We start from the raw sequence: 18,111 nt of genomic DNA on the forward strand, positions 1-18,111 counted from the left end.
GAGGAGCAGCGCACCCGTCGATCCATTTGCTTTCAGCGGCAACCGCCACTATGAAGCGACACTTCGCCCAACTGTGTTTCAAGCTGCCCGGAGAAGTTTATGACAGAAGAACCCCACAAGACCGACATCCTCATCGAGCTCACTGCCGATGTTGTATCAGCCTACGTCTCCAACAACCCCGTCCCGGCGGGGGAGCTTCCTGCCCTGATCGCCCAAGTGCACGGGGCTCTAAACGGCACGGCTGGACTCATACCGGCAGAAGAGCCTGTGCCTGTAAAAAAACCTGCTGTCCCGATCAAAAAGTCGATCGAACCGGACTACATCATTAGCCTTGAAGACGGCAAGAAATTCAAATCGCTAAAGCGCCATCTGGCGACGCACTATGGTCTGACCCCAGACGAATATCGCGCCAAATGGGGTCTGCCGTCGGATTATCCCATGGTGGCGCCGAATTACGCCGCTGCGCGCTCCGCCTTGGCCAAGACCATGGGACTCGGCCGCAAACCGAAAGAGCCGGAAGCCCCAGCCACGGCGCCGGCGAAACGGACCCGCAAGAAGGTCGCAGCCTAAATCCGTATCAACAGTCGTTCGGACGCGCAGCAGCCGTTGGCCCAATCTGCGCGGAATCAAAGGGCGGGGATGAGCCCCGCCTTTCCCGTCCAAGAGCCTCATTTCCAGAGTAATTCATGATGGCTCCAGCAATCCCTGCCGCGGCATTAACTTGCATGCTCCGGCCCGGGTTTCGAGCCGTCAATGCGTTCCGGCGATGACGAACCTTGCCAAGGCTTTCCCGGACCGTTAGCCAGCCTTGCTGAGGCTGCCTGCAGAGGACTTTCCCGTGCGGCGATCCTGTTCCACCTCGTAGTTGATCTTCTGGCCCTCATTAAGGGTCGACAGGCCCGCTCGTTCAACAGCGGAAATGTGGACAAAGACATCCTGACCGCCGTTGTCAGGCTGAATAAAACCAAAACCCTTCGTGCTGTTGAACCACTTCACCGTTCCAGTCGCCATATCCATTCCTTTGTAATAAGTCGCAACTTAGGCAGGCCATTCACGCCAGCCTGATTTGTACACGAGACTTTAGGCGCATCAAAATCGGAAAATTGCAAGGCCCACTCGATCGCCTGATCTCCAGCAGCAACTGCAACATATGCGAGGCGCGTGCCAGACGAGGCGTATGCCAGACGTTTCGTCGTGCGCTGTCGCTCGAACGTTGACAGAAACAATGACACACCTTGCAAACTCGGCACATCTTGTGGACGTGCTCGGGTCGCTTCTCGACTGCGATACCCGCTCCTGACCGGGTATCGTCGGCCAAAATGAGAGTTTTTGTCATGTGCCGCCAGACCGAAAGATCAGGCGCGCAGCGACCTGCACATTCAAACCGGAACCCGCGAACCTCGATTAGCTTCTGCCTGCTCCGAAGGGCGGTAGCCTGCTCTGAGGCGGGCCACTGTCGGGTTGAAAACCAACTGTCGGGTTCGGAACCCCAGATTGTCGGCAAGGTACGCGCCGCCCACTGGTTGGCCAAAGGGGCACTGGCTCCTGATCCTGCCGCCATGCTCGCCCGATCTCAACCCGATCAAGACAGGTCTGCTCAAAACTCAAGGCGCGGCTGCGGAAGAAGGCGGCCAAAACTTTCGACGCTCTCTGCGGAACTCTCGGCGATATCTGCCAGCTGTAGGAGCCAAATCAAAAACCATTAATTGCGACAGGTGATTTTATGACATTCATTGCGAAGAGGCCAGAATGAACAGCGGAAGAGAGTAGCAGCTCTCTGGTCGCGGCGAGGTGGATCGTCGACACGATCGGCACCTGGCCCGTGCGGGGATCGCACCGCAGCCAGCACCAGAGCCAGACCTTGACCGCTTGCCTTGCTCAGGCGCCACAACAACGAGTGGCTGGAAGCAGATCCACGTGAACTCAGCGATATCGATCAGACGATGCTTACCCTCATGAAAGCCGATCCCGACGCTGTCCAGCGCCGCGAAATCCTGACCAGCATATGGCGCATCGGATGCCACCGCCTGCACACTCACCATCGACATGCCGGAACTCGGAACCAAAGGCCGCAAGCCTCGCCGGCCTCGGCAAAATGGAGCGGCCGCGCCTTCATCCGGGGCGGCCGGGCCAATGTTCGCCAGGCCCTCTACATGCCCGGCCCTTCGCCCTGCGCTTCAACCCCGACCTCAAGGCAAAATACCAGGCGCTAAAGGCGGCAGGCAAACCCGCAAAGGTCATCATCTTGTTGCGAAAGCTCCTCATCCTAGCAAACGCTCTCCTCAAGGCGCAGCGAAAATGGCCCCTAAAACCCTTGACCGAAACGGATACCTTAGCCTTTCAGGTGAGGCGGGCCGAGATAGACCAACCGCGGGTTTAACTTCGCGAGTTTAAGCTGATTATGCCGATGCAACTCTAGCGCCTGCGCGACCGTTTTAGCTTCCATCAACAAGGCGGCAGGCTGGGAGGAAGTACCCTCCCCTGCCGCGAACAAGCTTTGGACAAAGCCCCACCTTGTCCGTAATGTGATCGGGAGGCCGGGGCGCGGCGGTGCTCAGCGGATGTGACGCGCGAGATCTGCGACCCTACCCATCAGCACTTCCATCGGTCCTCGCTGGAAGATGCGCAGCCAAAGCACCGCAAAAGTGCTGATAACCACAACGAAGCCAAAGAGCGTGGACAGGCTCTCGTCTTTGAAAATGTTTATCTTCATAAGATAGGCTATTCCCGCAATGTGCAGCACATAGGCCGTCAAAGACATCGAGCCGACTGCGATTATTGGCCAGACCAGCTTTCGCAGACGCGGGAGCGCATCCACAGCGAGCATGCAAGCCGCCAAGATGATCATTGCGCAACCGGTGCTGCCCACGATCGAAAGCGTCGTTTCGCTATGAGGTGCGGCTATCCATGACGACTTGACTATAAATGACGACTTGGAAGGCTCAAAAGCGCCGTCAACGTCAGACCACCACAAGGAGGTTTCAGTCAAAGCGCGGGAACTCAGCGCGAGCAAGGATCCCCCATGGCCCAACACGGCCAGCGCGACCCCCGCCAGACCAAGGCGCCAATGCGCTGCTAGCGTATTAAGATTAAGGCGCGCGATGGCCATGCCAGCGATGAGGAAAGGAACCCAGGTCACCGCGGGATAGTAGCCGTTGACCATGAGGTTGAAGACCGGGTCGAGGAGGTTGGGGGCAACCGACAGAAGGGAGGAACGGACTTGCGGGAGAACTAATGCCGTAGCGGCAGCGATCAAGCCCAGCTGATATGCGCTGAGCCGATGGAGCGGCAATACCAACAAGAAGCAAATTCCGTAGTATTCTAGGATGACTTCGACCTGGGTACCGAGGCAGCCCAGGATTGAGCCAAGCGCGAGCAAAACAAGGGCACGAATTGCGACTCTGGCGATGGCCTGTCTACCGGCTATCCCCGACTTCGGCGCCTTGCGACCTGTAATCAGGAGGATTGAAAAACCGGCCAATACGGCAAACAGGGCCGACGGCCGCCCATGGGTTAGTTCCATCAGAAACCCGACTAGTCCTCCTTCGCCGGGGTCGGGACCGAGATGGGCGGCATACATCCCGAAGACAGCCAGGCCCCGAGCGAGGTCGATGCCGACCAGCCGATCTACTACCGACCCATTCCTAGCGTCGGCAACCGGTGCCTTCATTACCATGGTAGATTCCCTTGTTGGGTGTGTGGATCGCGGGAGCCGCGATAGGAGAGCCGGTCGGCTGCTGCCGTCGCCTCGTGAAAGGGTTCAAAACATCGCGCCATCTGGCGCATCGAGCCGGCGACAGAGCTGTTCAGCCATTAGCCTGGGGTAAGAACAACAGATCGGCTCACAAAGCCTGTGTCACGGACCTGAAAAGTGGTGTCGCGGAACCGTCGTTTTTTGCATGATGGCTAAGCCGAGAGATCCACTGCACCGACGAGAGACTCAGCGACGTTAGATATCCGATCAGTACGCCGCGGCTCCGCCGGTGACGATCACCCCGGGTGTCAAGGCCAGGGCGTAAACCTGCCATAATCTGTGGTAGTGCGCCCGCGACCAATCCGTTCGACAAAGCTCGGCGCATGGTCGAGCCAATCATATTCTTCCATGTGGCTGTTGCCTGAAAAACCGAAGACGCCGTTCGCTGGTCCAGCTCCAGACCTCGGCCTGCGTCGGTCATTAGAACCGGCGCGCCTGTTTCCCAAATCAATTTGCTGATGCAGCCGCCGGGGGTCACATTGAGCAAAAGTGCCGAGTTCAGGACGGGTTTCATAGGGGCTCTTCGTTTGGCTTTGTTAACGACCCCTTTCTTGCAAGTTGTAGCTGACAGCAGCCTGAAAGCTCCCCAAATAATTCGCTGCCGCCGGTTCAGCCTATTGTCAGCTTCGACCAATAAGATGGGAGCCTTGCCCTCATACCGGAGCTCGGCAGCATGATGCGAATACTGCTCACTGAAGACGATAAGGACCTTGGAAGTGCTATGCACGATCATTTGGTGGCTGGTGGCCACGCGGTCGACTGGGCCAAGAACCTGTCCGAAGCGCGCGATTATGCAGCTGTGGTCGGCTACGACCTTATTTTGCTCGACGTTCACCTGCCGGACGGCAATGGGATCGACTATCTGCGGGAGCTGATCAAGGAACTTGAATCGGCACCGGTCATCATTCTGACAGCCTGCGATCGGATTTCGCATCGCATCGAGGGCTTCAACGCTGGAGCCGACGACTATTTGGTCAAGCCGTTCGATCTGGGGGAACTCTCAGCGCGTATCCATGCAGTGGCACGTCGCCATGGGCATTTTCCGGAGCCGCAATTTTCGGTTGGGACGCTTTCCATACAGGCAGCCGAGCGACGCCTCTTCCGCGACGGGCAGGAGGTCTACCTGACTTGACGCGGATGGGCGGTGCTCGACTACCGTCTGCCCCAGCCCTGCACGGTCGTTTCAAAAGGGAAGATCGTGGACGCGCTTTTCGGCAGACGGCGCTGATTCATACTCTAAAAGAAAATTCGGCTTCCAGTTGCCTTGGCCATGACTTTCCTTCCCGAGAGATGGGTGACAGTTCATTCCGGATAGATGGGTTACACTTTCGGCCCTTTGCAAGGAGAGCAAGGTGCCTTGGAAGGAGTGTAACGTCATGGAAGAGCGGCTGAAGTTCGTCGCCCGGCTGCTGGACGCGAGAAGATGGCGGTGCTTTGCCGGGAGTTCGATATCTCGCGCAAGACCGGCTACAAGATCCTCACGCGCTACAACGACAGCGGCCTGGAGGGCTGACGGACCGATCGCGGCGGCCCTATCGCCACGCCAATCAGCTTCCGTTTCAAATCGAGAAGCTGATTGTGCGCCTCAAGCAAGACAAGCCGACATGGGGTGCGCCGAAGATACGCGAGCGGCTGGCCCGGCTGTATCCGGATGTGCACCGGCCCGCGATCTCGGCCGTGCATGCCGTGCTCGACCGCCACGGCATGGTCGAGCGCCGCAAGCGCAGGCGCAACAGGGCGACGGGGACACCACTTTCAAACGGCTGTCGCCCTAACGATCTTTGGTGTGCCGACTACAAGGGCGAGTTCGGCAGAGAACACGGCCGGGACAGGGGATCACAAACACTTGACCGTTCCAGACCCTGGCAGTGGCGCATCGATTGACCGTTGGCTCTGTTCGTGGGCACCGAAAATAGGGCCTTCTTGGTCCTCGGCAGAGAATATGGCCCGGACGGGGGATAACAAACACTTGACCGTTCCAGACTCTGGCAGTGGCGCATCGATTGACCGTCGACTCTGTTCGCGAGCGCCGAAAATACGGACGACCCCTATGGTCAAAGTGCACTTCTGACCTGCTAGGCACTGTTCGATAACTGGAGGCACCCGCTACGGTGCCCTCGTATTTAAGACACCTGTCAGTTTCAAGCCTGGACATTGACGCGTGGCGCGGCTGCCATTCGTTGACCGCCACGTCGAATTGCCCGCCAACCAGTGTACAGCCGCCGGTGGTCACATTGAGCAAAAGTGCCGAGATCAGGAGGGGTTTCATAAGGCCTCTTCGTTTGGCTTTGTTAACGACCCCTTTCTTGCAATTGTAGCTGACAGCAGCCTGAAAGCCCCCAGATATTCGCTGGCGCCGGTTCAGCCTACTGTCAGCTTCGATCAATAAGGCAGGAGCCTTGCCCTCATACCGGAGCTCGGCAGCCTGATGCGAATACTGCTCATTGAAGACGACGACGACCTTAGAAGTGCTGTGCACGATCATTTGGTGGCTGGTGGCCACGCGGTCGACTGGGCCGAGGGCCTGTCCGGAGCGCGCGGTCATGCAGCTGTGGCCGGCTACGACGTTATTTTGCTCGACGTTCACCTGCCGGACGGCAATGGCATCGACTATCTGCGGGAGCTGATCAAGGGGCTTGATACAACGCCGGTCATCATTCTGACAGCCCGCGATCGGATTTCGCATCGCATCGAGGGGCTCAACGCTGGCGCCGACGACTATTTGGTCAAGCCGTTCGATCTGGGGGAACTCTCGGCACGCATCCGTGCAGTGGCACGTCGCCAAGGGCATTTTCCGGAGCCGCAATTTTCGGTTGGGACGCTTTCCATACAGGCAGCCGAGCGACGCCTCTTCCGCGACGGGCAGGAGGTCCACCTGTCTGGACGCGAATGGGCGGTGCTCGACTGCCTTCTACGCCGGCCCGGTTCGGTCGTTTCAAAGGGGAGGATCGAGCACGCGCTTTATTCATTCAATTCGGAGTTCGAGAGCAACACAGTGGAGGTTTATGTCAGCCGGCTCCGCAAGAAGATCGGCGGGGATAGAATAGCAACCGTGCGTGGCTCCGGATACAGGCTCGTGGTCACATGACGAACTCGAACAGCATGACGAGAAAGCTGATATCGTGGTTAGGCGGGGCAACGCTCCTGGTTTGGATCGCCGCCCCAACCATTGCTGCGTTCATTTTTTGCAATAATGTAAACGAAAGTTCGGATGACTTGCTCCAGGGGAGCGCAGAGTACAGAGAACCAGAGCTGATCAAGGTCTTGAATGGAAAACACGTTGATCAATACAATAACCACTTGCCAACTTATGAAAAGTACTGGACCTATCGTGAGCAGGTTATTAATAAGTACGGGGTAGTGCTTATTTCTGAACCGGAAGAGGGTCAGCAGCCCTTCCCTGATGCTCCCCTGAGTAACGGCTTTTGGCGAAACGCTGATTACCGCGTCTACACAGAGGAGATCCAAGACGGCGTGTATCATCAGTTGGCCGAACCGCTTGATGGCCGCCGTACCACAATCGCGAAGGGCGCACTTTTTGTCTTCCTTCCGACACTCGTGCTCCTGCCCTTTAGCTTAGCTGTTTGGTGGATCGTGATCCGGCGCTCGCTGCGGCCAATCGAGGTACTGCGACAGCAGATCGGATCGCGCGACGGCGGCAATCTGTCACCAATGGACTTGGGCGATTTCCCGGCAGAGTTGGCTCCAATCGCGGCATCCGTCAATCGGCTTCTCGATCGTCTGCGGGCGGCTCTCGAGGCCGAACGCGAGTTCGCCGCAAACAGTGCGCATGAACTGCGCACGCCGATCGCAGGTTCAATCGCTCAGATGCAGAGATTAGTGGCCGAGCTTCCCAATGGGTCGGCCAAAATGCGTGCGCGCGGCATCGAGCAAGCGCTGTCGAGCCTTGGCCGCCTTGTCGAAAAAGTGCTTCAGCTCGCTCAAGCCGAATCGGGGGTTGGCATGGCGGATCACGCGATCGATCTTGTCCGATCGGTTCGGCTGGAAATCGATGACCTGAGGAAAAAGCCGCAATATGCCGGACGCCTGCATCTTAACGTCGACGGCTGCCCCACTTTGATGCGCAAAGTGGATGTCGATGCGTTTGGGATCCTCCTTCGTAACCTGATCGAGAATGCGCTGATACATGGACTGCCCACTGTTCCGACAACAGTTTCCGTCCAAACTGATGGAACCATCGCTATTGCAAACGCCGGACCGGTGGTGCCCCTCCCCGACCTCGAAGGGCTTACAAAGCGATTTAGTCGTGGTGCTACTCCTGCTGCGGGCTCAGGCCTTGGTCTACATATCGCTAACATGGTTATCCAGCGGATCGGTGGCAGTCTAGAGCTTGCGTCGCCCGCCCGCGGTCGCAATGATGGTTTCGAGGCGATCATACGAATTCCTCAATGACACCGGTGAATTCGACGACAGTTGGACACAGGGCGGATTGCTGGCAAGGCTGCTGACAGGGCGAACTGTACGGCAGTATGTATACGGCGTAGAAATCGTACTTCACACAACGCATTTCGGCCGCGGCAATCAATGCCGCTATCATCGTCTGAGCAGTTCGATCGAAGCGACACGACATGATCGGCAAAATCGAAGGCTCCGCCTCACCGCTCGCTCGATTTCGCCCGGGGAGAAAAAAGGCCATCCGAGAAAGTGCAAGCCGCCGCGCAAAGGCGACGTGTCCAATTGTCTGGGTGCCCCTGTGCGCCGGCCCGATCGGGTTGGCGCAGGTCCAGTAAGGACCCGGACCAACCATTCCATTTAGACGACCGGCAGGTTTTAATCGGCGTCCGGATCGCCGTCCCAAAATGCCCCAAGTATACGGCTAGAAAGGCTGCCAACGATCGAGCTTTGGTCGGAGGCGTGCTTGTCAGCGTCTTGGGTGCTTGACCGGCCTTTGCAATGGCCATCGCCATCGCAAGTATCGTGCGTGGCCAGTGAGACCGCAATTTCATCAGCCTGGAGCCGACCGTATCGGTGCTTTTTTATGATTTAGGGATTTTTCGTTTTCCTCTTGGATCATCACGGGTTTGGAGAGGATCTGGTGTTAAGTGCCATTCGGAGCGCCGGCGAACGGCCCGAAATTAATGTGGTCGAGTGATGAAGCCTCCCGAATGCGTTAAACGAGACCCTTTATGGCGGCCCTGGCTGACAACAGTCTGAAAGCTGCAAGCGGCATGCGAAAATGGGGCGATCCTGAATGACGACAGATGCTATCAACATGAAAGAGGCTCGCCCTGAAAGCTGAGCACGCTTTATGCTCAGGCTGCTGACAAGGCCAAAGCAGCGTAAGTGCGTAGTGAAATCCAAGGTCCACATGGGTCGTCGCGCGTCCCATGCGCCTGGGAAGGCGCCGGCCCGGCCAAGCTTTCCCAGCTCGTCCGCATGATGCTTCGCTGAGCGTCAATGGACGTTGGCGCGAGACCAAGGCGTCGTGCGTTGCAATCCGGACGGTCCAGGGTATCAGGAGTTTCACGGCCTCGGCCCGCTTGGCTGGCCACAGTTGAAGCTCCAACGTACCGGCTGGCACCGGGAAATTGGGCTCTGCGCTGCCTCAACGCTGATGGCACGGTCAATGCTTGCCTACCGATGGGGCCGCCCATGCCGTGATGCTGTCGGTCGACGTTCGCAAACCAGACCCTCGCGAGACCCAGCGAAGGGGCTCGCCGGTACGACGAGGGACCTTACCTCTTTATGCGCGGCATCATTATCGAGGATGACATGTTGCCTTACACGTCGTCCCTCGCGCTCGGGTCTTTGTGGGGCGGATGAAGTCCTGATCGCGGTGGCACTGCTGCATGTTTGCGTAAGACCCATCCAGTCACGATCGCGCTGTCCTTCGATGTCGCGGTGCTGATAGGCGGGCAGATCGGTGTGCGCGGCGCCCGCCAAAGGATCGTCGTCACGCCGGAGGAGGCGAGCGTCATAGCCGGCGCGCCGGCGAAAGGCGCTTTCTGTCGGATGCCCGACAATGTCGGATATCGCAAGTATCAAGGTTGGATCAAACCTTGCGAATCGGGGCTTTCTTACTTGGCACGGGGCATGCTCAGGTATCCGCAAACACCCAATGGATAACGAGCAGACTTCCCATGGCCTCACCATGCCGAAAGTTTCCCGGACGCATCCAAAGATGAGGCTCGCGTCAGGCCCAGCAACACGCTGACGGCTCATGTGGCTCGGCGTCGCGTGCCGATCCACTTTCTCCCAATAGGCGTTCGGGAGACATAGATCCTTCAAAATGAGGAACAGATCACTTTGCCAGGAACGCAGCCCATAACCCCACTCTCCCTACCAGAACTACCAAGCAAGCCCCGCACTCATGGGCTTCGCAGGACGTCCGTTGCGTCCGAGTTGGTCGGCGCGGGGCCGGCTCCGATCCCCGTCGCATGGGAGGACGGCAAGGCGAGGGATTTCGTGCTCGACAACGGCATGGAGGTGGTCGTCATTCCCAACCACCGGGCGCCGATCGTCACCCACATGGTGTGGTACAAGATCGGCAGCGCCGACGAGCCGCCGGGCAAATCCGGCATCGCCCATTTCTTCGAGCATCTGATGTTCAAGGCGACGACCAACCATGCGGGCGGCGAATTCGACCGCGCAGTGTTCGAGATCGGCGGCTCCAACAACGCCTTCACCTCCTCCGACTACACCGCCTTCTATCAGACAGTGGCGCCGTCGGCGCTCGAGCTGATGATGAGCTTCGAGGCCGACCGAATGCGAAACCTCATCCTGACCGACGATGTCGTCAAGACCGAGCGCGATGTGGTCATCGAGGAGCGCCGCTCAAGCACCGACACCAACCCGCAGGACGTTCTCCATGAGGAGATCGACGCGACGCTGTGGCAGAACCACCCCTATCGCATCCCGATCATCGGCTGGATGCAGGAGATCGAGCAGCTGAACCGCGTCGACGCCACCGTCTTCTATGAAAAGTACTACTGGCCCAACAACTCCGTGCTGATCGTGGCCGGCGATGTCGAACCGGACACGGTGCGGGCGCTGGCCGAAAAGACCTATGGCAAGGTGGCGCGCGGACCTGACCTGCCGCCGCGCATCCGGCCGGTTGAGCCCGAGCAGAACACCAGGCGCACCGTCACGCTCTCAGACGCCCGCGTCAGCGTGCCCAGTTTTTCGACGCAGTGGGTGGTGCCGTCCTACCACACCGCCAAGCCGGGCGAGGCCGAAGCGCTCGACCTGCTGGCCGAAATTCTCGGCGGCGGTAACCGCGGCCGGCTCTACCAGGCGCTCGCTGTCCAGCAAGGTATCGCTTCCAGCGCCCGCGTCTATTTCCAGGGCACTATGCTCGACGACACCAAGTTCGCCATCTATGGCGCACCGCGCGGCGATGCCAAGCTGGCTGATCTCGAAGCGGCGGCCGCTGCCGAAGTTGCCCGCATTGCCGAGGATGGTGTCAGCAACGAGGAACTAGGCAAGGCCAAGGACCACTATTTGCTCAATATGATCTTTGCGGAAGACAACCTGGACTGGCTCGCCAGCATCTACGGCTCGACGCTGGCCACCGGCGGTACCGTGAAGGATGTCGAGGAACGGCCGAATCGCATCCGCAAGGTTACCCCCGAGCAAATCAAAGCAGTTGCCGCCCGCTATCTCGCGTTCGACCGTTCGACCACGGGCTATCTCTTGCCCAAGACGGAGAATCAAGAGATGACGCTCGGCGCTCGGCCCCATGCTGCGATGAACATCCAGGAGGTGAAGTCCGAAAAGGGCATCATCGCCTGGCTGGTGGAGGACCACACAGTGGAAATCGTCAACATCGGCTTTGCCTTCAAGGGCGGCACCAAGCAGGACCCGGTCGGGAAGGAGGGGATGGCCAAACTGATGGCCGGCCTGTTCATCGAAGGCGCTGGCCATTACGACAGCGGTGCCTTCCAGGTGAAGCTCGACCATGCCGGCGCCGAAATGAGTTTGGACGCGCAAAGCGACGACATCTACGGATCGATGTGCATGCTTTCCAAAAAGCAGGACGCGGCGTTCGGCCTGCTTCGGCTCGCGCTGAACGCGCCGCGCTTCGAGCAGGGGCCGATCGATCGCGTCCGCGCCGAGATTGTCTCCCGCATCGTCGGCAGCGAGCGAGACCCTAACGCCATCGCTCAGCGCAAATGGCTGCGCGCGATCTATGGCGCGCATCCTTGTTCAAGGCTGGGAGAAGGCACAAAAGAGAGCCTGCCCGGCATCACGCCGTCCGACCTCCGCGCCTTCCACCAGGCCATTTTCGCTCGCGACGGGCTCCATATTGCCGTGGTGGGTGACATTGACGCGAACACGTTGAGGGAAAGGCTTGACCAGCTGTTTGGTGATTTGCCTGAGCAACAAACCCTCGTCCCCGTCTACGATGTCGCGCCGAAACTCGGTCAACTGGTGGAGGAGAACTACGACCTGCCGCAGACTTCGCTGACGTTGGCCTGGCCTGGCGTGAAGCCTAGCGCGCCGGATTTCTACGCGGCCGTGCTGCTGAACGACATCCTTGGCGGCTCATACTTGACTTCCCGCCTTTACGAGGAGGTACGTCAAAAACGCGGCCTTGCCTATCACGTCAGCTCTGAACTAACCCTTGACTCGCTTCTGGTTACGACAGAGACACGCTCGGACTGCGCTGCCCAAACACTGAGCATCGTGCGAGATGTGGTAAAGCAGATGGCGCAGCAAGGACCGACCGGGGCCGAGCTCAAGGCGTCGAAGAAGCACCTGATCGGCGCCTATGCCATCGACCAACTGGGCTCGACCCGCTCGATTGCAGACCGGCTCCTGGATTTGCAGATTCACAAGGCCGACGTCGACTACAACCAGCGTCGCGCCCGCAGCATCGGTCGGGTGACGCTCAAACAGGTCAAGGCGGCGGCCAAAAAGCTGCTTTCGGCCGAGCCCGCCATTTTGGTGGTCGGCCCGCCGCTGGGCGGCAAGGATGAGTAAAGAAACTCATCTCACCTTCCTTCTTCATCGGGGCTTCTCGTGGGAAGAGCGAATGTGGAGGCCCGTGGGCCAAGCAGATCATGCAGACGCGCGGAGTCGTTTTCGCCGACCTTGCGCGGCATTGGCGGTCCGGCGGCCTCTCGCCGAAATGGCGCTCCTCAGCATGTATGCCGCCTTTTTGCAGAATTCAGTCGCATGCCACCAGCAGGCATGGTGGATGAAGCAAACATCCGACTGCTTAATCCATCAATTGATGAACCGCGGGCACTCAAACTAACGAAACTGCTGTCTTTTCATCGGGCTAGCGTGGTCTACCAGCTGCTTTGCCGAGGCCCTACGACGAACCCACTGGTGCAGAATACACACTGACGGCCTGTCGACCTGGATGTTCGCTGCGTTGAGGAGGAATCCGGTATTGCCCCTGTGCCTGCCGATGATCCGCCGTCTGAAATCCCCGCACCTGTTTGGAGCCATCGACCGCCTGCCGGCACTCGGCAGACCAGTTGGCAATAAGACGTTCGAGGTCGTCAATCCGTCGACCGGCGAAGTTTTGGCAGAGCTTCCCGATATGGGCGTGGAGGAGACACGTGCTGCGGTAGACAAGGCCTATGTTGCGCAGTCGGGATGGGCCGCGTTGACGGCCCGAGAACGTAGCGACGTTCTTTGGCGATGGCATCAGCTGATCATCGACCATGCAGGCGATCTCGCCGCGATTCTGACTGCGGAAATGGGCAAGCCGCTTGCCGAAGCCATTTCAGAGGTATCGCATGCGGCGGCGTATCTGCAATGGTATGCCGAGGAGGCCAATCGCGTCTATGGCGAGACGATCTCGGCACCCTCGACAGACCGCCGAATGCTAGTGATCAAGCAGCCCATCGGCGTTGTTGGCACGATCACGCCATGGAATTTCCCGGCCTCCATGGTGGCGCGCAAAATCTCGCCGGCCTTGGCTGCGGGCTGCACAATCGTGCTCAAGCCCGCTGAACAGACGCCGCTCGTGGCTGGCGCAATGTTCGCCCTCGCCCATCAGGCCGGCTTTCCCGATGGCGTGGTCAACCTGATCTATGCGTCCGAAGGTGATCGCGTGGGCCGTGAACTCTGCACCAATTCCAAAGATCAGCTTTACCGGTTCGAACGAGGTCGGACGGCTGCTGATGCGTCAGTGCTCTGACCAGATCAAGAAGGTCAGCCTTGAAACCGGCGGCAATGCACCTTTCATCATCTTCGATGATGCCGACATTGACGGTGCTGTTGACGGTGCGGTCCAGGCGAAGTTCCGCAATGCCGGCCAGACCTGCGTTTCCGCGAACCGCATTTACGTCCAATCGAGCGTTCACGATGAGTTCGTCAAGAAATTCGTGGAAAGAATCCGGCACTTGTCGGTTGGCGACGGATTCGATGCCGGAGTGGACATCGGACCGCTCATCGACAAGCATGCTCTGGCCAAGATCGAGTCTCACGTCGCAGATGCCATTGCGAAAGGCGGCACAATACGATGCGGGGGCCAGCGTATCGGCAAGAATGGCACGTTTTTCGAACCCACGGTCCTCACCGAGATTTCCAGCGTCATGGCAGTCGCGCAAGAGGAGACATTCGGGCCGCTCGCGCCGATCATTCGCTTCAACGATGCGGATCAGGTCGTGCGCGAGGCCAATGACACGATATACGGCCTCGCCGCATACTTCTATGCCTCAAACCTGAAGCGGGTCTGGCGTGTGGCAGAGGCTCTGGAATATGGCATGGTTGGCATCAACACGGGACGCATGTCCTCGGAGGCGGCACCGTTTGGCGGGATCAAACAATCCGGCATCGGGCGGGAGGGTTCCCGTCATGGCCTCGAGGACTATCTGGAAATGAAATATCTTTGCATGGGCGGGATTTGAAACCTGCTGCACTGTCTCTCCGCCCCACCGGGGGGCGGCCTGCGGTCAATGCCGCCACCTAATTGGAAGTTCCAAACGCCGTTGACCTGAAACACGGATGCCCGGCAGGAGACTGAGCTCGCTGTCGGGCCGGACATGCCTTGGGAGGGCATAAGTCAGCGCTCCTAGGGCCGATGGGCCACTCAGTTCGTGCGCCTTTTGCCGATTGCGTTGCATGTGCCGTGCCAAGCCAAAAAGCATTGATAAACCGCCGATGGATCAGCTTTTGCCCTGTTGCGCATTCTACATTGTGGGATATGCGACAATGCCCAAGCGGTTGAATCGTCGTGTTGCAGAACCCCAGACGGGTCATGACTGCTATTCTTAGGACAGTGCGCAGCAAGCCGCTACTCGCTGCACTCCAGGCACACCATTTCCATAATCAAGCGGTGGGTGCTATGTTGACCGAGCTGTCGACCAGGGAACGGTGTGAGGCCTCAGATCCCTCCATATTGTTGCACCCGCCGGTCCAACAGGACTGCAGGTCCGGCCTCAAAGGATCTTGGCTGCTATGGCGACATTGCGGTGCACGCCGCTTTCCGACCAATGATGTGCGTCCAGGTCGAGGCCGGCCCTAATGAACCACCGCCTTGGCACCCTCGCCCATCTCATTTCGGCATCGACAAGCTAGACCAGAGCGCACTTGCAAGGCGCCATGCAGTCCTGTCGGCGGGCGAACTGTTGGTGACGGGTACAGCTGCGAGCGAACGTTCATCCACCGACGCACAGCGCGGACTGTCGCTTTTCAAATTAGGAAATCTCTGTAGCCACCATTCATGAGCGCGCGGCCACGCGAGACGGCCCGACGGATGCGGTCGCGCAGATGATCGCGAGGATCCGCCCAGTCGGCATGGACGCGCCGTTGACCGATGAGAACTTCGGCGAGCTCGCGATGAGGTGCTCCGGCGAGCGAACCGTCGAGCGCACGAAGAACGAAGGACAAACGAACGCCGCGCTTTTCCGGCGCAAACAAGCGGGGGGGCAACTGTTGCCCTAGACTGAGAGCATTGAGGCACTCCAGTCCCCTCAGTCGATGCTTTAAAAGCACCGCGGGCCAGATGGCTTGCGTATGCAGGCAAACAGGGTGGAGGATATTCGCGCCCGAGACGGCGAGCTGCAGCGCGTGGTCCGCATTGCGAAGAAGAACATGCTGGCTCTTGTCGGGCGCCAGCAGGACGATTGCACGACAGGGCAATGCCGAGAGTTCGAACGGCGGTGTCGGCGACGAGGCAGGCAACCGTTCCGCAATGACCGGCAGCACATGGACGCACCAGAGCGGACACCAGAATACGACCGAAGCGCGGCCACAAGACTCCGCGAAACAGAACACCCCAGCGTGACAGGTCGCCGGCCGACGCGACCATATCGAGAAAGGATTGGAGAGACCAAGTCTTGCAATGCTGGCGCGCAGCGGTCAGATCGCGCTGGAACGCTGGATTGCGGCGTAAGAACTCCCAAGCCCACTCCCGCAGCGTCAGGCCAGCGGTGTAGTCGTATGATCTTTCATCCCGCCAATCGGCCTGATCCGCGCCAGTCAGGAGATTCATGACTGACATCCCCTGCCCGCGCCTGCGTGCGTCGAAACATTATGCCACTTCGCAAAGCATCGGCGAAGGCAGCAGACGTCGAAGACCCCGTTTCGTTGAAGCGTCAGCCATCGCCACTGTCGGCGACAGAAGATGTGCCCAAATTGCCACCAGACCGTCGAACTGGCACAGCGACGGCCAGCGCGACCTGGAATTGATCCCGTAACGGTCATCGGCTCCTGCGTCGCGATCCAGACGTCCCTTGAAGGCGCAGTAGCGCGGCAGTGGATCGCACGCTGCTTGTCGGCAAGTTGTCGTAGCGGCGGCGCCATAGGCACGGTCATCGGAGGGTCTCCTGCGGCAAGCTTTCGCCATTGGAGGCCAATCTCCCCGCTAGGGCAGCCTGTGCAGTTGCACAGGTGAAGCGGATCAATCAGGGGGAGCCATGGCGGAAACTGGATGATGGCGGCTTGAGGAGAGCGGCGTATCGAGGCGGGTGATGAAGCCTGCCAGTACCTCTCAAGGAGAGTGATACGCCATGAACGAGACTATCAACACATTGTTCGCCTTCGTCAGCCCGACGAAATCGATGATACCCTGACGGATGTACTTCGCAGCGGCGCGCGCAAATTGCTTGCGCATGCGATCGAGATGGAGGCCGAGGCGTATGCCAAGGCGGTCGACTGCCTGACGAAAGATCATATTGCGTCGCTGGCGCTCTACGATTTCCCCGCCCAACACTGGGATCATCTGCGAACGTCCAATCCCATCGAAAGCGTCTTTGCAACCGTTCGCTATCGCACGGTGCGTACCAAGGGCTCGCTATCCTCGAAAACCGCCCAGCTGATGGTCTTCAAGCTGTTGGCCGCGGCCAGGAAGTGGCGACGATTGAAAGGACAAAATCAGTTGCCGAAACTCATCGCAGGTGCCAGGTTCCTGGACGGAATCCAGGTCATCGAAACGAAGCCGCAGAGCGCCGCTTGATCAGCCTCGTCACCCAAATTCCAGCATAGCTCCATCGGAACTGCCAGCCTTCCTTGCCGATCAGGCGCATATCAGCGCTGACGATACCGAGGACGGCGATGGCGGTCACCTCCAGGCCGCCGAGTAACGACCCTCAAAACACCGCACTGGTCGAGGCCAGCCTGAACCGGTATCTTGTGCCTGCCCTCGGGAGTCGCTCTATCCACCATGTGATCGACACCGACATTGCTAACATCACCAAGAAGATCGTCGCCGGGGGTCACCCGCAAGCGGCTAACACGGCCTTCTGGTGTATGCGGGCATTTTTCAACTGGTGTCGCAAACCGCCGCAACGGCTCATCCGCGGTTTCCCCGCGAGGGATTGGAAAATCCGGATCCGGCCCCGATCGTCAAGCGCAAGCGAGTGGTGAACGATGCCGAACTGGCGGCTATATGAACGGGCTGTGAGCCCGAACCGGGCGATATCGGCTATTCGTTCGGCTCCATCGTCAAGCTGCTCATTCTGACCGGACAGAGGCGTACGGAAGTTGCCGCGATGCGTTGGTCCTCAACCTTGAAGCCGGAACATGGAACTATCGGGTGACCGCACGAAGAACGAAGAGCCTACGCTTATTCCGCTGTCCACACTGGCGGTGTCGGTCCCCCAGACGGTACCGAAGACCAATGACACGTTTTTTTCCCTGCGAGGGGCAACGAAAGAAGCCACTTCTCAGGCTACGCGAAGGGCAAGAAGGCTCTAGACGGCAAGGTCAATACTGACGGGGTGGCTTTGGAGAACTGGACCCTTCACGATCTGCGCAGGACGCTCGCGACAAATCTCGGCAGGCGGCAGGTATTGCCACACGTCATCGAGCACATACTGAATCACAAGGCGGCGTCCTTGACAGACATTGGCGAAATCTACAATCTCTATAGCAACGTCAAGGAGAAGCGCGAGGTGTTGCAGATGTGGTCAAATCACATCGAATGGCTGATCAAGCAG

8 protein-coding genes and 4 pseudogenes are annotated in these 18,111 nt (G+C 59.0%); 9 read left to right on the top strand and 3 right to left on the bottom strand.

What is annotated here, in order from left to right:
* Nucleotides 1–99 precede the first annotated feature (99 nt).
* The gene (locus tag P9230_RS30905) at nt 100–570 is read left to right on the top strand and encodes a MucR family transcriptional regulator (protein ID WP_024505385.1); all 471 of its coding nucleotides are present in this window, start codon (nt 100–102) and stop codon (nt 568–570) included.
* A gap of 228 nt (nt 571–798) precedes the next feature.
* Here P9230_RS30905 and P9230_RS30910 read toward each other — a convergent pair whose 3' ends face one another.
* Together P9230_RS30910 and P9230_RS30915 are read right to left on the bottom strand one after the other, a co-directional pair.
* Complete coding sequence (locus P9230_RS30910) at nt 799–1,011, bottom strand: cold-shock protein (RefSeq protein WP_008874821.1); 213 nt, start codon at nt 1,009–1,011, stop codon at nt 799–801.
* Nucleotides 1,012–2,554: 1,543 nt separating this feature from the next.
* Entirely contained in the window at nt 2,555–3,676 is a 1,122-nt protein-coding gene (locus P9230_RS30915; RefSeq protein WP_063169274.1) for a DUF418 domain-containing protein, read from the bottom strand.
* Between the two features lie 751 nt (nt 3,677–4,427).
* On the opposite strand from P9230_RS30915, the gene P9230_RS30920 reads away from it, so the two are divergent.
* From P9230_RS30920 to P9230_RS30950, 7 genes and pseudogenes are all read left to right on the top strand, one after another.
* Nucleotides 4,428–4,886, top strand: coding sequence for a response regulator transcription factor (locus P9230_RS30920; protein ID WP_224570033.1), 459 nt, complete (start codon nt 4,428–4,430; stop codon nt 4,884–4,886).
* Nucleotides 4,887–5,130: 244 nt separating this feature from the next.
* Nucleotides 5,131–5,563 (top strand): annotated as a pseudogene (locus P9230_RS30925) (helix-turn-helix domain-containing protein); the annotation flags it as partial.
* Between the two features lie 619 nt (nt 5,564–6,182).
* Nucleotides 6,183–6,842: a response regulator transcription factor gene (locus P9230_RS30930; protein WP_024505389.1), complete on the top strand. Its 660-nt coding sequence runs from the start codon at nt 6,183–6,185 to the stop codon at nt 6,840–6,842.
* Complete coding sequence (locus P9230_RS30935) at nt 6,839–8,167, top strand: HAMP domain-containing sensor histidine kinase (RefSeq protein WP_063169275.1); 1,329 nt, start codon at nt 6,839–6,841, stop codon at nt 8,165–8,167. Before P9230_RS30930 ends, P9230_RS30935 begins: the two co-directional genes overlap by 4 nt.
* Before the next feature lie 1,950 nt (nt 8,168–10,117).
* Nucleotides 10,118–11,422: pseudogene (locus P9230_RS30940) on the top strand (pitrilysin family protein); the annotation flags it as partial.
* Between the two features lie 549 nt (nt 11,423–11,971).
* Nucleotides 11,972–12,697 (top strand): annotated as a pseudogene (locus tag P9230_RS32465) (pitrilysin family protein); the annotation flags it as partial.
* 415 nt (nt 12,698–13,112) lie between these two features.
* Nucleotides 13,113–14,580 (top strand): annotated as a pseudogene (locus P9230_RS30950) (NAD-dependent succinate-semialdehyde dehydrogenase).
* Between the two features lie 784 nt (nt 14,581–15,364).
* Here the strand turns inward: P9230_RS30950 and P9230_RS30955 are convergent.
* Nucleotides 15,365–15,880 carry a DUF2285 domain-containing protein gene (locus P9230_RS30955; protein ID WP_224570032.1) on the bottom strand — a complete coding sequence of 172 codons (516 nt, stop codon included), beginning with the start codon at nt 15,878–15,880 and terminating at the stop codon, nt 15,365–15,367.
* 793 nt (nt 15,881–16,673) lie between these two features.
* Here P9230_RS30955 and P9230_RS30960 point away from each other — a divergent pair.
* The gene (locus tag P9230_RS30960) at nt 16,674–17,129 is read left to right on the top strand and encodes a transposase (RefSeq protein WP_256748481.1); all 456 of its coding nucleotides are present in this window, start codon (nt 16,674–16,676) and stop codon (nt 17,127–17,129) included.
* Nucleotides 17,130–18,111 lie beyond the last annotated feature (982 nt).

The sequence above is a fragment of the Mesorhizobium sp. WSM4887 genome (assembly GCF_029625865.1).
GTDB lineage: Bacteria > Pseudomonadota > Alphaproteobacteria > Rhizobiales > Rhizobiaceae > Mesorhizobium.